Source organism: Nonomuraea longicatena (assembly GCF_039525605.1).
GTDB lineage: Bacteria > Actinomycetota > Actinomycetes > Streptosporangiales > Streptosporangiaceae > Nonomuraea > Nonomuraea longicatena.
This window is the reverse complement of record NZ_BAAAHQ010000002.1, coordinates 1-15,088: the sequence shown is the minus strand read 5'-3', so window position 1 is coordinate 15,088 and position 15,088 is coordinate 1. Positions and strand designations below refer to the sequence as shown.

Genomic DNA, 15,088 nt, shown 5'->3' with positions numbered 1-15,088 from the left:
CATGGACGTCGATGTGATCGTGTTGGGGATGGGTCCGGGCGGCGAGGACGTCGCCGGGCGGCTGGCGGAGGCGGGGCTCCGCGTGGCCGGGGTCGAGGCGAATCTGGTGGGCGGCGAGTGCCCTTACTGGGGGTGCATCCCCTCCAAGATCATGATCTACGAGGCGGAGACCTCGCGCGACTGGGCGGCGCTGCTGCGCCGCGTGCGCGAGGCCACCGACTCCTGGGACGACAAGGTGGCCGCCGACCGCTTCACCGGCAAGGGCGGCCACCTGGTCCGGGGGCACGGGCGCATCACCGGCCCCGGTGAGGTCCGGGTGGGCGAGCAGGTGCTGAGGGCGGCCAAGGGCATCGTGATCGCCACCGGCTCGCAGCCCGCCGTCCCCCCGATCGAGGGCCTCGCGGGTACGCCGTACTGGACCAACCACCAGGCCATCGAGAACGCCGAGTTGCCCGCGAGCCTCATCGTGCTCGGCGGCGGCGCCATCGGCGTGGAACTCGCCCAGATGTTCGCGGCCTTCGGCGTCGAGGTGACCCTCCTGGAGGCCGCGGAGCGCCTGGTCGCGCTGGAGGAGCCCGAGGCGGGCGAACTGCTCGCGGAGGTCTTCGCCGCGCGCGGCATCACCGTCAGGACCGGCGCGAAGGTCGAGCGGGTCGACTACGACGGCCGCTTCCGCGTCGGCGGCGTCGAGGCCGAGCGGCTGCTGGTCGCCACCGGCCGCCGCGTGGACCTCGCCGCGGTCGGCGTCGGCGCCATCGGGCTCGACGAGAGCGCGCGGGCGCTCGCGACGGACTCCCGGATGCGCGCCGCCGACGGCGTCTGGGCGCTCGGCGACGTGGTCGGCCAGGGCGCGTTCACGCACATGTCGATGTACCACGCCGACATCGTGGTCAGAGAGATCCTCGGCACCCCGGTTCACGAGGCCGAGCACCACGCCGTGCCCCGCGTCACCTTCACCGACCCCGAGATCGGCGCGGTCGGCCTCACCGAGGCCCAGGCCAGGCAGCGGGGGCTGGACGTGCGCACCGCCACCGGCGACCTCGGCACCAGGGGCTGGATCACGCAGTCGCGCGGGCTGGTCAAGCTGGTGGCGGCGGACGGCGTGCTCGTGGGGGCCACGGTGGTCGCGCCGCCCGGCGGCGAGATCCTCGGCCTGCTGACGCTGGCCGTACACGCGAGGATCCCGCTCGCCCGGCTCAGCGCGATGATCTACGCCTACCCGACGTACCACCGCGCGATCCTGCCCGTCGTGAGGGAACTCGCGGCGGGCTGAGGTCAGCGGGAGGCGGGCCGCTTGCCGTGGTTGGCCTTCTTCCGCTTGCGTGCTCTGGACTTGCGGGCGCGCCGTGCCATGGGCTCCTCCAGATTCTCGGTCGGTACGGCCTGCGTATCCCAACTTCGGGCATGCGGCAAGCGACCTCACATTGTTCAACACTTCCGTGTCATAATTTGGTGGAATGTGTTGGAAGGAGAGGGCGTGCTCGCACAGCAGCGGCAACAGGCGATCCTCGACCGCGTCCGGGCCGAAGGCGGCGTCCGGGTGGCCGACCTCGTGCGCGAACTCGGCGTCTCCGACATGACGATCCGGCGCGACCTGGAGGTCCTCGCCGATCGCGGCATGCTGGCCAAGGTGCACGGCGGGGCGACCGCTCTGGGCCCCGGCTCCACGGAGGAGCCGGGCTTCGTCGCCAAGTCCGCCCGTCAGCAGCAGGAGAAGGAGGCCATCGCGCGCCGTGCCGCCCGGCTGGTCCGGCCGGGCACCGCCGTCGCCCTGTCGGCCGGCACCACCACCTGGGCGCTGGCCCACCACCTCGTCGCCGTGGCCGAGTTGACCGTCATCACCAACTCGATCCCGGTCGCCGAGGTCTTCCACCGCACCCCCCGCGCCGACCGCACGGTCGTGCTGACCGGCGGAGTGCGCACCCCCTCCGACGCGCTCGTCGGCCCCGTCGCGGTCGCCGCGATCCGGCGCCTGCACGTCGACACCCTGTTCCTCGGTGTGCACGGCATGAGCACGCGGGCCGGTTTCACCACGCCCAACCTGCTGGAGTCCGAGACCGACCGCGAACTCGTCACCGCCGCCGGCCGCCTGGTCGTCCTCGCCGACCACACCAAGTGGAACACCGTCGGCATCAGCACGATCGCCGATCTGAGCGAGGCCGACCTCGTCGTCAGCGACCCGGCGCTACCGGAGGAGGCCCGCGCCGAACTGTCCGAGCGGGCCTGTGAAGTCATCATCGCGGAAGGCACGCAGTGAAGCGCACCATCACCCACCTGGCCGACGGGCGGGAGCTCATCTACTTCGACCGGCGCGACGACGCCGACCGCGGCGCGGTCGACCGGCGTCCGCTCGATCCCCGGCCCGTGGCCTCCGAACTGCGCTACGACCCGCTGACGGAGGAGTGGGTCGCCATCGCGGGGCACCGGCAGACGCGCACGTTCCTGCCGTCGGCCGCCGAGTGCCCGCTGTGCCCGTCCACGGACACGCACTCGTCGGAGATCCCGGCCGCCGACTACGACGTGGTCGTGTTCGAGAACCGCTTCCCCTCATTCAGCGGAAATTTCGGGACTTATCGTGATGTCGGGGGGTTGAGTGAGGTCAGGCCCGGTGCGGGCCGCTGCGAGGTCGTCTGCTTCACCTCGGAGCACTCCTCGTCGTTCTCCCGGCTGTCCGACGCGCAGGTCGAGCTGGTCATGGAGGCATGGGCCGACCGTACGGCGGAGCTGTCCGCCATCGAGGGCGTCGAGCAGGTCTTCTGCTTCGAGAACCGGGGCGAGGAGATCGGCATCACGCTGCCGCACCCCCACGGGCAGATCTACGCCTACCCGTACGTGACCCCGCGCACCGCGCGCCAGCTCGCCGCCGCCGCCAAACGGCCGGGGCTGTTCGCCGACGTGCTGGCCGCGGAACGGGCGGGTGAGCGGGTCGTGGCCGCCAACGAACTGTGGACCGCCTTCGTGCCCGCGGCCGCCCGCTGGCCGTACGAGGTGCATGTCTACCCCCACCGGCGGGTGCCCGACCTCGCGGCGCTGAGCGAGGAGGAGCGCGCGGCCTTCGCCCCGCTCTACACCTCGGTGCTGCGGGCGCTCGACGGGCTGTTCGGCGTCGCCATGCCGTACGTCTCCGCCTGGCACCAGGCGCCGGTGCGTCACCTGCGTGAGCTGGGATATCTCCACCTGGAGCTGTTCAGCGTCAGACGGGCGCCGGGCAAGCTCAAGTACCTTGCCGGATCGGAGTCCGCTATGGGAGCCTTCGTCAACGACGTGCTTCCCGAAGAGGCCGCCCGGCAGATTCGATCACAGGTAGATCACTAATTGATTTCCGATTAGACTCGCATTGCCGGACATTTACCACTAACATCCTCACTGGCACCGGTCGTCACAGCCGTTGCCCGCCTAATCCCGGGCGTGTTGCCCGGGAGCCGGGGACCCACTTGCACCTGGGGTGAATCCACTTTCGTGGTAGGGCAGCTTCCAGCCCGAATCCGTCAGCTAACCCGGTCGGCAGATGGAGAGGATCTTCGCTGTGGCAGTTGCGTCCCCCGCGACTCTGGCCATCGGACTCATCACCGCGAGCACGCTGTTTCTCGCCCCCACTGCGCAGGCGGCCCCCAAGCCTTCGGAGAAGCAGTTGCGTGGCGAGCTCGTCGACCTCAACAAGAAAGTCGATCAGCTGATCGAGCAGTACAACGGAAAGCGCGTCGCCCTCGCCAAGGCGCAGGACGCCGAGAAGACGGCGGGCGCCCGGCTCGCCGAGGCGGAGAAGACACTCGGCGACGCCCAGCGCCGCGTGACCGAGATCGCCACCAAGCGTTACCAGAGCCAGAGCGCCGCACTTCCCCACTTCCTCGTGCCCGACGCCGGGGCCGCAGCGGTGATGGAACAGATCACCGACGAGGAGCAGGCCGTCGTCGACAACCTGGTCGTCGTTCGCGACGAGAAGAAGAAGGCCGCCGACGAGGCCGCCGCGCTCGCCGTCGACCTCGCCGCCCAGGCCGACGAGGTCGACAAGCGGCGCACGGAGGCCGAGGGCGTCATCGACGACATCAAGGCCAAGCTGAAGGCACTCATGCCGTACGGCACCGGCAAGCGCGCCAACGGCAGCTGGGCCCCCGAACTGCCCGCGGGGCGCGAGAACATCACCTCCCGCATGCGGATCATCCGCGACGAGATCAAGAAGACCTTCGACATGCCGTTCGAGATCGGCTGCTACCGCTCAGGTGGTGGCGGAGAGCACCCTCTCGGCCGCGCCTGCGACTTCATGATGAGCACCGGCGGCAGCATGCCGACCGCCGCCAACCTGCGGCTCGGGGACCGGATCTCCGAGTGGGCCATCAAGAACAAGGACCGCTTCGGCGTGAAGTACGTGATCTGGAAGCAGCGCATCAACATGGGCTCGGGCTGGCGCCAGATGAGCGACCGGGGCAGCATCACCCAGAACCACTACGACCATCCGCACATCTCGATGTACTGACTTGGAACGTTCCCAAACCGCCGGACTCACCCTCCGGCGACCAGATCCCGGAAGAAGTCCAGCTTGACCAGCGCGTCGCGGGCGATGAGGAAGCCGACGATCGCGAGGGTCCAGCCCACGGCGGAAGCGGCGTTCCTGGTGATGAAGGCGCGCACGCGCTCCAGCATCCCCTCGATGCGGGGCCCGGCGAGGGCGCGGCCGGCCATCAGCACCAGCATCGGCACGACCATCAGCACCACGTAGCCCGCCAGCAGCGGCAGCCACTGCGCGGCACCCAGCCCGGCGGTCGTCATCAACCCGACGGCCGCCAGGTACGGGAACATCGTCGCGACCTCGACCAGACCGGCCGTGAGCGCGACGCCCATCATGGTGAGGGGCCCGCCCACCTTGGGCTCCCACGGCTTCTTCTGCTTCTTGGAGTCGAACTTCCAGCTCAGCGCGAACAGGAAGACGCCGAGGACGAGCTGGACCCAGTACGCGGGCTGGGACTCCAGCGCAGCGCCGAAACGCTCCATCACCACCGACAGGCCCATCATGAGGGCGACGCCGACGAGGAAGTAGAAGACGCTGATCGTGGTCAGGTAGACCACCAGACGGCCGCCCTGGCGCCGATCGGAGGACAGCATGAGGACCAGCGGGATGCCGAGCGTCCCGAAACTGGTGCTGTCCCACAGGGCGAGGGCGCCGAGAGTGAGGAGGAGCGCGAGATCCATGACCAACAGAGTGGCAGCGCGGAGCGGGGCTTTCCTCCTACGGGGGAGCCAACCGGACGTACGACTTTGTGCTGACTACTCGGTGCGGAACAGCGCCCACACGGCCTTTCCGCCGCGGTTGAGCGGATCCCAGCCCCAGCACTGGCTGTACGTCTCGACGATGTACAGGCCCCGGCCGTTCTCGGAGACGAAGTCCGGTTCCTTGCGCGTCGGCACCTCGTCGCTCGGGTCGGCCACCGCGAGCAGGACGTGCGGCGCCACGCGCATCAGCAGAAGGGTGAGGCCGGCGTGACCCCGGGTGTAACGCACCGCGTTCGTCACGAGTTCGGAGACCACCAGGGCGGCGTCGTCGCTGAGCTCGGCACAACCCCAGTCGCTGAGCGTGGCCCGGGTCACGTCACGGGCGGTCTTGACCGAGTCGGCCTGAAAAGGGAGCGGACACGCCGTGGTGTGCGGGTGGCGGTTCTCCAGCAGGGTGTCGAATCCGACTTCGCGGGTGATCTGCAGGCAATCGGCAGTGGCCAGAGGATCCTCCACCATTCTGCCGCTACCTCCAGCTCCCCATTGGTTTAGTGCATGTTTGGCCCAATATGCACTAGGCCATCATGGGTCACCGACCGGTGATGCTGCAAGACCCAAATGCACGTGCAAATGTAATGTGCACCTGCATTGGGCTCGGCGCGCGAGTATGCCGAATCGGACACGGGGTTGAGACCTTGTCATACCCGGCGCTCGGATGTCACTGTGTGTGCGGACGTATTGGAGGCACCGTTGACGCAGAACCAGCCGGGCTCCGGGCCCACGGCGCTGCGCATCCTCCTCGGCTCCCAGCTCCGCAGGCTCAGGGAGGCCAAGGGCGTCACCCGAGAGGAAGCCGGACACCTGATCAGGGGCTCAGAGTCCAAGATCAGCCGGATGGAACTCGGCCGGGTCGGCTTCAAGGAGCGCGACGTCGCCGACCTGCTCACGCTGTACGGCGTCGCCGACGACGACGCCCGCTCGGCCGTGCTCGACCTGGTCGGCACCGCCAACGAGCCGGGCTGGTGGCACCGTTTCAACGACGTGCTCCCCTCCTGGTTCCAGGCCTACGTCGGCCTGGAGGAGGCGGCCATGCGCATCAGGACGTACGAGGTGCAGTTCGTCCCCGGCCTCCTGCAGACCAAGGAGTACGCCAGGGCGGTCGTCACCGCGGGCTCGGCCGGCATCAGCGGCGACGAGATCGCCCGGCGCGTCGATCTCCGCCTCGAACGCCAGCGCGTCCTCGACCGCCCCGACGGACCCTTCTTCTGGGCCGTCATCGACGAGGCCGCCCTGCGGCGCCCGATCGGCGGCGCCGAGGTCATGCGCGCCCAGCTTGAGCACCTGATCGACCAGATGCGCCAACCCAACATCACCGTCCAGGTCATGCCCTTCGACTTCGGCGGCCACAGCGCCGAGGGCGGTGCCTTCAGCGTCCTGCGCTTCCCCGACAGGGAGCTGCCCGACGTCGTCTACGTCGAGCAGCTCGCCAGCGCGCTCTATCTCGACAAGCGAGAAGACGTCGACAGATACACCGAGGTCATGGAACGGCTCTGCGCCGTCAGCACCACCCCGGACGAGACAGTGGAGCTGCTACGGGCCATCGCCGCCGAGTTCTGAACGCCGTCCCGTCGCTGTCGGGTGCGCACCTGCCTTAGACTGGCGAGCGGCGTTGGATCCCGCCGTGCGGAGCATGCCCCAACGCCGCTCATGTGGGCGCGGCGCGTGAGCCGTTCCGGACGCGCCCGCGATCACTCGAAGCATGATCAAGGAGACCACCCCGTGAAGACCGCTGTCGAGGAGCTCAGCCCGACCCGGGTGAAGCTCACTGTCGAGGTGCCGTTCGACGAGCTGCGCCCGAGCCTGGATGCGGCCTACAAGAAGGTCGCGCAGCAGGTGCGCGTGCCCGGCTTCCGTCCTGGCAAGGTGCCGGCCCGCATCATCGAGCAGCGCTTCGGCCGCGCGGTGGTGCTTGAGGAGACCCTCAACGACGCGGTGCCGAAGCTGTACGGCCAGGCCGTCGACGAGGTCGACGTCTTCCCGGTCAGCCCGCCCGACATCGAGGTCACGAAGATCGACGACGGCGAGCAGATCGAGTTCACCGCCGAGGTCGACATCCGCCCCAACTTCGAGGTCCCCGACTACGCGGGCGCCGAGATCACCGTCGACTCCGCCGCCGTCACCGACGAGGACGTCGACAAGCAGCTCGACGCGCTGCGCCAGCGCTTCGCCACGCTCACGGGTGTCGAGCGCGCGGCCGCCAACGGCGACTTCGTCGTCATGGACCTGCGTGCCGAGATCGACGGCAAGAACATCGAGGAGCAGCAGGCCAACGAGGTCTCCTACGAGGTCGGCGCGGGCTCGGTGCTCCGCGGCCTCGACGACGCCCTGCTCGACATGTCGGCGGGCGAGGAGAAGACCTTCAGTACCGAGCTGGTCGGCGGTGAGAACGCCGGCGAGACCGCCGACGTGGTCATCAGCGTCAAGTCGGTCAAGGAGAAGGTGCTGCCCGAGCTCGACGACGAGTTCGCCCAGCTCGCCAGCGAGTTCGACACGCTCGACGAGCTCAAGGCGAGCGTCCGCGAGACGGCCCGCCGCAACAAGCTGGTCGACCAGGTCGTCCAGGTGCGCGAGAAGGCCCTCGACGCCGTGCTGGAGCAGATCGAGATCCCGATCCCCGACAGCGCGCTCAAGAACGAGGTCGACTCCCGCAAGCACAACCTCGACCACCAGATCGCCGAGTCCGGTCTCAGCCGCGAGGCGTACTTCCGCCTCTACCAGACGACCGAGGAGGAGCGTTTCGCCGAGTTCGAGACCAACTCCGCCAAGGCCATCAAGATCGGCTTCGTGCTCGACAAGATCGTCAAGTACGAGGACCTGGGCGTGTCCGAGCAGGAGCTGACCAACTTCGTGGTGCGCCGCGCCATGCAGATGGGCGTCCAGCCCAACCAGCTGGCCCAGCACCTGGCCGACAACGACCAGCTCACGCTGGCCATGGTCGAGATCGTCCGCGACAAGGCCAAGTCCGTGGTGGGCGACGCCGCCAAGGTGGTCGACACCGACGGCAACGAGGTGGACCTCAAGGCCATCTACACCGAGATCAACGGCGAGGAGGCGACCGAGGAGGCCGCTGCCGAGGCTGCGGACGCCGAGGACAAGAACGACGCCTGATCGTCGCGCAGATCGCTTACGGCGAGCCCCCGGCCCCTTGACGGGCCGGGGGCTCGTTCGCGTTCGGGGCGTTCGCCGGGGCGAGCGTTCGGGGGCGCTCGATGCCCACAGGTGTGCAGGACGGGTACCTGCGAGTCAGGAGCGACGGCACCCGCTGGTGCGGAGCTGGGTGGCGCTTCTCTCGGCGGCTCCCTCTGGGAAGCTCACGCAGGCGCGTGCGTCGTGGCTCTCTGGGGGCTCACGTAGTGGGGCCGATCTTTCGCTGCGGGGAGGTGTGAGCGTGGCGTTGAAACGGCTCCCTCTGAGGGGCTCACACAACAGGCGCCACCGGGGCTGACGTCGAGTTCGGGCGGCACCTTCTCCGGGACCGCCTTGACGTTGGGCAACGGGCTGCGTCATCGCGGTCGGCGGCAGGGGATCGTCGCGAGCGCGTCGCCTGGCGTAGCTCGGCGGTGGCGGGCTCTGGGACGGGGTTCCGGCCTGCCGTTCCAGGTTGCTGGAGGCATCGCGGCACTCCGGCGTCGGGCGCTCGTCGAGGTGGTTCCGGCGGGCTCAGGAGTGTCGCCGGTGCTGGGGAGGGGCGTGCGGGGAACGCCGGAGGCGGAAGGGCGCCGTACGGCGGGGCGGTGGTCGGCGGTGGGCGGGCGCCTTGAACCGGGCTCAGGGTGGGCCACGGCGGGTGGGTGACGGGCGGCGTCGCGGCGGGGTGGGGCTGAGGTGAGTGGCGCGCCTGGAGGAGATCAAGGGGGATGGTGGGGCGGGGGGAGGGGGCTGGGCCGTACAGAAGAAGGTTCTTGATCGGCGCGGCACGAGAATCGCCGTCAGCGAACAGAATCGGGAGCGGGCATGAGCTGTGCGCGGTGCGCGTTAGGGTCACAAGCAAAGCCCATCGTTACGACGCATCGGAAGGTGAAGCTGTGACCAGCCCGCCGACCTCCTACCAGCCCGAGTCGCGAGGCCGTGAGAACGGCTCGTCCTTCCGGCTTGAGGACCAGCTTTACCAGCGCCTGCTGCGCGAGCGCATCATCGTGCTCGGGCAGGAGGTGAACGACGAGATCGCCAACCGCATCTGTGCGGAGTTGCTGCTGCTCGCGGCCGACGACCCCGAGCGCGACATCTGGCTCTACATCAACTCGCCCGGTGGTTCGGTGACCGCCGGAATGGCGATTTACGACATGATGGAGTATGTGCCTAACGACGTGTGCACCGTCGCCATGGGCCTGGCAGCGTCCATGGGGCAGTTCCTGCTGTCCGCGGGCGCGCGGGGCAAGCGCTACGCCCTTCCGCACGCGCGCATCATGATGCACCAGCCGTCCGGAGGCATCGGCGGCACGGCGGCCGACATCGCCATCCAGGCCGAGCAGATGCTCTACGTGAAGAAGACGCTGGCCGAGCGCATCGCCGTGCACACCGGCCAGACGCTGGAGCAGATCGAGGCCGACTCCGACCGCGACCGGTGGTTCACGGCCGAAGAAGCCAAGGACTACGGCTTCATCGACAATGTCGTGCGCAGCGCCCGGCAGGTACCCTCCGCCGGCGCCGTCTCCTAGGGGAAGCTCTCGTGGAAATCAACAGCCGATACATCATTCCGGAGTTCACGGAGCGCACCTCGTACGGGGTGAAGACCATGAACCCGTACACCAAGCTCTTCGAGGACCGCATCATCTTCCTCGGAGTGCAGATCGACGACGCGTCGGCCAACGACGTGATGGCCCAGCTCCTCACGCTGGAGTCGCTCGACCCCGACCGTGACATCAGCATCTACATCAACTCGCCCGGCGGGTCGTTCACCGCCATGACGGCGATCTACGACACGATGCAGTTCGTCCGGCCGGAGATCCAGACCGTGTGCCTGGGCCAGGCGGCCTCGGCCGCGGCCGTGCTGCTGGCGGGCGGCACTCCGGGCAAGCGGTTCGCGCTGCCCAACGCCCGCATCCTGATCCACCAGCCCTCCACCGAGGGCGGCGGCCAGGCCAGCGACATCGAGGTCCAGGCCCGGGAGATCCTCCGCATGCGCGCTCTCCTGGAGGAGATCGTGGCGAGGCACTCCGGCAAGGAGGCCGTCGACGTCCGACGCGACATCGAGCGCGACAAAATTCTCAACGCGGACGAGGCGAAGGCGTATGGTCTGATCGACGACATCATCCCGTCCAGGAAGAAGCGCGCTCAGGCCGTCGCTTCCTGACGATGATGAGAAGCACCGGAGCGCTGCCCAATTGGGCACGTTCCGGTGCGACTCGCCGCTAGGGGGCTCACTGAGGGCCCAGAAGACGGTAACGTCGAAACCTGAGCGGTTCGGCCCAGTCCGGAGGATGTCCGGAGACACTGCTCGCAGGAGCAGGGCGGTCCCACGCAAAGGAGTATCTGGGGTGGCACGCATAGGCGACGGGGGAGACCTGCTGAAGTGCTCTTTCTGTGGGAAGAGCCAGAAGCAAGTCAAAAAGCTCATCGCCGGGCCCGGCGTCTACATCTGCGATGAGTGCATCGATCTCTGCAACGAGATCATCGAAGAGGAGCTCTCCGAATCCTCCGAGCTCAAGTGGGACAACCTGCCCAAGCCACGGGAGATCTACGAGTTCCTCGACGCTTACGTCATCGGTCAGGACAAAGCGAAGAAGGCACTGTCCGTAGCGGTCTACAACCACTACAAGCGGGTGCAGTCGGGCGACCGGGGCAGGGACGACGGGCTCGAACTCTCCAAGTCCAACATCCTGCTGCTCGGTCCCACCGGTTCCGGCAAGACCTTGCTGGCACAGACGCTGGCGAAGATGCTCAACGTGCCCTTCGCCATCGCCGACGCCACCGCCCTCACCGAGGCGGGCTACGTCGGCGAGGACGTCGAGAACATTCTGCTCAAGCTGATCCAGGCCGCCGACTACGACGTCAAGAAGGCCGAGACCGGCATCATCTACATCGACGAGGTCGACAAGATCGCCCGCAAGAGCGAGAACCCGTCGATCACCCGCGACGTCTCCGGCGAGGGCGTGCAGCAGGCGCTGCTGAAGATCCTGGAAGGCACCACGGCCTCGGTTCCGCCCCAGGGCGGCCGCAAGCACCCGCACCAGGAGTTCATCCAGATCGACACCACCAACGTGCTGTTCATCTGCGGTGGTGCCTTCGCCGGCCTTGAGAAGATCATCGAGTCGCGCATCGGCAAGAAGGGCATCGGCTTCAACGCCATCATCCGCTCCAAGGAGGACGTCGACACCGTCGACATCTTCGGCGACGTCATGCCGGAGGACCTCCTGAAGTTCGGCATGATCCCCGAGTTCGTCGGCCGGCTGCCGGTCATCACCTCGGTCCACAACCTCGACCGTGAGGCCCTGGTCCAGATCCTCACCGAGCCGCGCAACGCGCTCGTCAAGCAGTACCGCAAACTGCTCGAACTCGACGGCGTCGAGCTGGAGTTCACCGACGACGCGCTGGAGGCCATCGCCGACCAGGCGATCCTGCGCGGCACCGGAGCCCGCGGTCTGCGCGCGATCCTGGAAGAGGTGCTGCAGTCGGTGATGTACGAGGTCCCGTCCCGGCAGGACGTGGCCAGGGTCGTCATCACCCGCGAGTCGGTGCTGGAGCACGCGATCCCGACGCTCGTCCCGCGCGACCAGATCGCCAAGCAGCAGCGTCCGCCGCGTGAGAAGTCGGCCTGAGCCGTACACACGTCTTTCGAGCGCCCCCGGGGTTTCGCCCCGGGGGCGCTCGACTTGTCGCATCCGTCAGCAGGGTGGCTGCTCGCCACTAAACTTGGCTGCGTGACAACGCCAGAGCTGCCCACCCAGTACACCCCGGCCGACGTCGAGACCCGGAGCTACGACCGCTGGGTATCCGAAGGCTACTTCCAGGCCGATCCGGGCAGCTCTCGTGAGCCCTACTCCCTCGTGCTCCCTCCGCCCAACGTCACCGGCGTGCTCCACATCGGGCACGCGCTCGACCACTCCATCCAGGACGCCCTCAGCAGACGTGCCCGCATGCAGGGCAAGGAGACGCTGTGGCTGCCCGGCATGGACCACGCCGGAATCGCCACCCAGAACGTCGTCGAGCGCAAACTGGGCGGCGAAGGGCTCTCGCGGCACGACCTCGGCCGCGAGGCGTTCATCGAGAGGGTCTGGCAGTGGAAGGAACAGTCGGGCGGCGCCATCCTCGGTCAGATGCGCAAGCTCGGCGACGGGGTCGACTGGTCGCGCGAACGGTTCACCATGGACGAGGGCCTGTCCAGGGCCGTCCAGACGATCTTCAAGCGGCTGTTCGACGACGGCCTGATCTACCGCGCCGAGCGCATCATCAACTGGTGCGTACGCTGCCACACCGCGCTGTCCGACATCGAGGTCGAACACAGTGAGGACGAGGGCGAACTGGTCTCGATCCGCTACTCCGACGAGATCGTCGTGGCCACCACGCGTGCCGAGACCATGCTCGGCGACACCGCCGTCGCCGTCCACCCGTCCGACGAGCGCTACGCCCACCTGATCGGCACCCATGTGCGACTGCCGCTCACGGGCCGGTCCATCCCCGTCGTCGGTGACGAGCACGTCGACCCGGAGTTCGGCACCGGCTGCGTCAAGGTCACCCCGGCACACGACCCCAACGACTTCGAGATCGGCCGCCGCCACTCGCTGCCGTCGGTGACCGTCATGGACGACCGCGGCATCATCACCGCTCACGGACCCTTCGAGGGGCTCGACCGGTTCGAGGCCCGTCCCGCCGTCGTCGCCGCCCTGCGCGCCGAAGGGCGCATCGTCGCCGAGAAGCGGCCCTATCTCCACTCGGTCGGCCACTGCTCGCGTTGCAAGACCGTGGTCGAGCCCCGGCTGTCGCTCCAGTGGTTCGTCAACGTCTCGCCGCTGGCCAAAGCGGCGGGCGATGCCGTACGCGACGGCCGCACCCGCATCCACCCGCCGGAGCTGGCCAAGCGCTACTTCGACTGGGTCGACGACATGCACGACTGGTGCATCTCCCGCCAACTGTGGTGGGGGCACCGTATCCCCGTCTGGTACGGCCCGGACGGCGAGGTCGTCTGCGTCGGGCCGGACGAGAGCGCCCCCGAGGGCTACACGCAGGACCCCGACGTCCTCGACACCTGGTTCTCCTCCGCGCTGTGGCCGTTCTCCACCCTGGGCTGGCCCGAGCGGACCCCTGACCTGGCGCGCTTCTATCCGACCTCGGTGCTCGTCACCGGCTACGACATCCTGTTCTTCTGGGTCGCCCGGATGATGATGTTCGGTCTTTACGCCATGGAGGGCCAGCCGCCCTTCCGCGTGGTGGCCCTGCACGGCATGGTCCGCGACCAGTACGGCAAGAAGATGTCGAAGTCCTTCGGCAACGTGGTCGATCCACTCGACTGGGTCGAACGGTTCGGCGCCGATGCCACCCGCTTCACCCTGCTGCGCGGTGCCAACCCCGGTGCCGACGTGGCGGTGAGCGAGGAGTGGGCGGGCGGATCCCGGAACTTCTGCAACAAGATCTGGAACGCCATCCGCTTCGCGCTGATGAACGGCGCGACCGTGGGGGAACTGCCCGCCGACCTCACCGCCGCGGATCGCTGGATCCTGTCCCGGTTGCAGCACGTGATCGCCGCGGCGGACGCGGGCTTCGAGGAGTACGAGTTCGCCAAGGTCTCCGACCTGCTGTACCACTTCGCTTGGGACGAGGTGTGCGACTGGTACCTGGAGCTGGCCAAGATCCAGATCGCCGAAGGGCGGGAGGGCACCCGACTGGTGCTCGGGCATGTGCTCGACGCACTGTTGCGGTTGCTGCATCCGCTGGTGCCGTTCGTGACGGAGGAGCTCTGGCGGGCGGTCACCGGAGGGGAGTCCGCCGTCGTCGCCGCCTGGCCGACCGCTGATCCCCGTTACACGGACCCGGCTGCCGAGGCTGAGATCATCGCGCTGCAGGAGCTGGTCACCGAGGTCCGGCGGTTCCGTTCGGACCAGGGGCTGAAGCCCGGCCAGCGGGTGGCCGCGAGGCTGTCGGGATCCCCGCTGGGGGAGTCGGAGAACGCGGTTCGGTCGCTGCTGCGCCTGGAGCCCGCGACCGAGGGGTTCACGCCCACGGCGCGGTTGGCCGTCGGCGGGGTCACGGTCGAGATCGACACCGCCGGGGCGATCGACGTGGTGGCCGAACGCAAGCGCCTGGAGAAGGACCTCGCCGTGGCCCGCAAGGAAGCCGGCCAGGTGGCGGCGAAGCTGGGCAACGAGCAGTTCATGGCCAAGGCGCCCGACGAGGTCGTGGCGAAGGTACGCGGGCGGGCTGCGCAGGCCGACGAGGACATCGCGCGGTTGGAGGCACAGCTGGCCGCCCTGCCGTCCGCGTGACCGCGTCCCGGGTTTGAGGCAAGTGAACTCGGGGAAGACCCATTCGTTACCGGAGATGGACGTTGTGACCCCGCAAGGCTGCTAGAGTTTTCCACGCAGGGCGAGCGGGGCCCGGCTCTCCGAGTCGGCAGCTAGCCTCTGAACCACCCCAACTGACTCGCCTCAGCTTCCGGTTGCGTCCAGACGATTGGACAAGCGCCGAATGTTTGGGTAAGTTAGACGGGTTGCCCCAAATCGGGGTTGGTGTGCCAGAATCAAGGCTTTGACAAGAGCCAATCGAGTCTGATACACTAGAGAAGACGAACTCTGCGCCTCTTGTAGCTTGAGGGGTAACGCGTCCGTTTCTTGAGAACTCAACAGTGTGTTAAAAGCCAGTGCATGAAACATCATGCAACACCTCG

Annotated in this window: 13 protein-coding genes and 1 riboswitch; of the genes, 10 read left to right on the top strand and 3 right to left on the bottom strand. The window is 68.1% G+C overall.

What is annotated here, in order from left to right; genetic code table 11:
- Position 1: 1 nt before the first annotated feature.
- A complete protein-coding gene (locus tag ABD120_RS03820) occupies positions 2-1,273 on the top strand; it encodes a dihydrolipoyl dehydrogenase family protein (protein WP_343948264.1) in 1,272 nt (423 codons plus the stop codon).
- A gap of 2 nt (positions 1,274-1,275) precedes the next feature.
- Here the strand turns inward: ABD120_RS03820 and ABD120_RS39675 are convergent, their stop codons facing one another.
- On the bottom strand, positions 1,276-1,353 hold the full coding sequence (locus tag ABD120_RS39675; RefSeq protein WP_425563924.1) for a 50S ribosomal protein bL37: 78 nt from the start codon (positions 1,351-1,353) through the stop codon (positions 1,276-1,278).
- A 124-nt stretch (positions 1,354-1,477) separates the two neighbouring features.
- Between ABD120_RS39675 and ABD120_RS03815 the strand changes: the two genes are divergently transcribed.
- From ABD120_RS03815 to ABD120_RS03805, 3 genes are all read left to right on the top strand, one after another.
- Positions 1,478-2,257 (top strand): DeoR/GlpR family DNA-binding transcription regulator, encoded by a 780-nt coding sequence (locus ABD120_RS03815; RefSeq protein ID WP_343948263.1) that lies wholly within the window; start codon positions 1,478-1,480, stop codon positions 2,255-2,257.
- The gene (galT, locus tag ABD120_RS03810; RefSeq protein ID WP_343948262.1) at positions 2,254-3,315 is read left to right on the top strand and encodes a galactose-1-phosphate uridylyltransferase; all 1,062 of its coding nucleotides are present in this window, start codon (positions 2,254-2,256) and stop codon (positions 3,313-3,315) included. Before ABD120_RS03815 ends, galT begins: the two co-directional genes overlap by 4 nt.
- A gap of 68 nt (positions 3,316-3,383) precedes the next feature.
- Positions 3,384-3,521: riboswitch (cyclic di-AMP (ydaO/yuaA leader) on the top strand.
- A 5-nt stretch (positions 3,522-3,526) separates the two neighbouring features.
- Positions 3,527-4,474 (top strand): coiled-coil domain-containing protein, encoded by a 948-nt coding sequence (locus ABD120_RS03805; protein WP_343948261.1) that lies wholly within the window; start codon positions 3,527-3,529, stop codon positions 4,472-4,474.
- 26 nt (positions 4,475-4,500) lie between these two features.
- Here ABD120_RS03805 and ABD120_RS03800 read toward each other — a convergent pair whose 3' ends face one another.
- Positions 4,501-5,187, bottom strand: coding sequence for a GAP family protein (locus ABD120_RS03800; protein ID WP_343948260.1), 687 nt, complete (start codon positions 5,185-5,187; stop codon positions 4,501-4,503).
- 75 nt (positions 5,188-5,262) lie between these two features.
- On the bottom strand, positions 5,263-5,727 hold the full coding sequence (locus tag ABD120_RS03795) for an ATP-binding protein (protein ID WP_343948259.1): 465 nt from the start codon (positions 5,725-5,727) through the stop codon (positions 5,263-5,265).
- Between the two features lie 231 nt (positions 5,728-5,958).
- Between ABD120_RS03795 and ABD120_RS03790 the strand changes: the two genes are divergently transcribed.
- The 6 genes from ABD120_RS03790 (at position 5,959) to ABD120_RS03765 (ending at position 14,687) form a co-directional block, all read left to right on the top strand.
- The gene (locus ABD120_RS03790; RefSeq protein WP_343948258.1) at positions 5,959-6,825 is read left to right on the top strand and encodes a helix-turn-helix domain-containing protein; all 867 of its coding nucleotides are present in this window, start codon (positions 5,959-5,961) and stop codon (positions 6,823-6,825) included.
- Between the two features lie 162 nt (positions 6,826-6,987).
- A complete protein-coding gene (tig, locus tag ABD120_RS03785) occupies positions 6,988-8,376 on the top strand; it encodes a trigger factor (protein WP_343948257.1) in 1,389 nt (462 codons plus the stop codon).
- A 917-nt stretch (positions 8,377-9,293) separates the two neighbouring features.
- Positions 9,294-9,926 (top strand): ClpP family protease, encoded by a 633-nt coding sequence (locus ABD120_RS03780; protein WP_343948256.1) that lies wholly within the window; start codon positions 9,294-9,296, stop codon positions 9,924-9,926.
- An 11-nt stretch (positions 9,927-9,937) separates the two neighbouring features.
- On the top strand, positions 9,938-10,561 hold the full coding sequence (locus tag ABD120_RS03775; protein ID WP_343948255.1) for an ATP-dependent Clp protease proteolytic subunit: 624 nt from the start codon (positions 9,938-9,940) through the stop codon (positions 10,559-10,561).
- Positions 10,562-10,745: 184 nt separating this feature from the next.
- Positions 10,746-12,026, top strand: coding sequence for an ATP-dependent Clp protease ATP-binding subunit ClpX (gene clpX / locus ABD120_RS03770; protein ID WP_343948254.1), 1,281 nt, complete (start codon positions 10,746-10,748; stop codon positions 12,024-12,026).
- A gap of 102 nt (positions 12,027-12,128) precedes the next feature.
- On the top strand, positions 12,129-14,687 hold the full coding sequence (locus ABD120_RS03765) for a valine--tRNA ligase (protein WP_343948253.1): 2,559 nt from the start codon (positions 12,129-12,131) through the stop codon (positions 14,685-14,687).
- Positions 14,688-15,088 lie beyond the last annotated feature (401 nt).

Excerpts from the sequence above, each read along its gene's own strand:
- ABD120_RS03820 (WP_343948264.1), top strand. The coding sequence starts at position 2 with ATGGACGTCGATGTGATCGTGTTGGGGATGGGTCCGGGCGGCGAGGAC.
- ABD120_RS39675 (WP_425563924.1), bottom strand. The coding sequence starts at position 1,353 with ATGGCACGGCGCGCCCGCAAGTCCAGAGCACGCAAGCGGAAGAAGGCC.
- ABD120_RS03800 (WP_343948260.1), bottom strand. The coding sequence starts at position 5,187 with ATGGATCTCGCGCTCCTCCTCACTCTCGGCGCCCTCGCCCTGTGGGAC.
- ABD120_RS03795 (WP_343948259.1), bottom strand. The coding sequence starts at position 5,727 with ATGGTGGAGGATCCTCTGGCCACTGCCGATTGCCTGCAGATCACCCGC.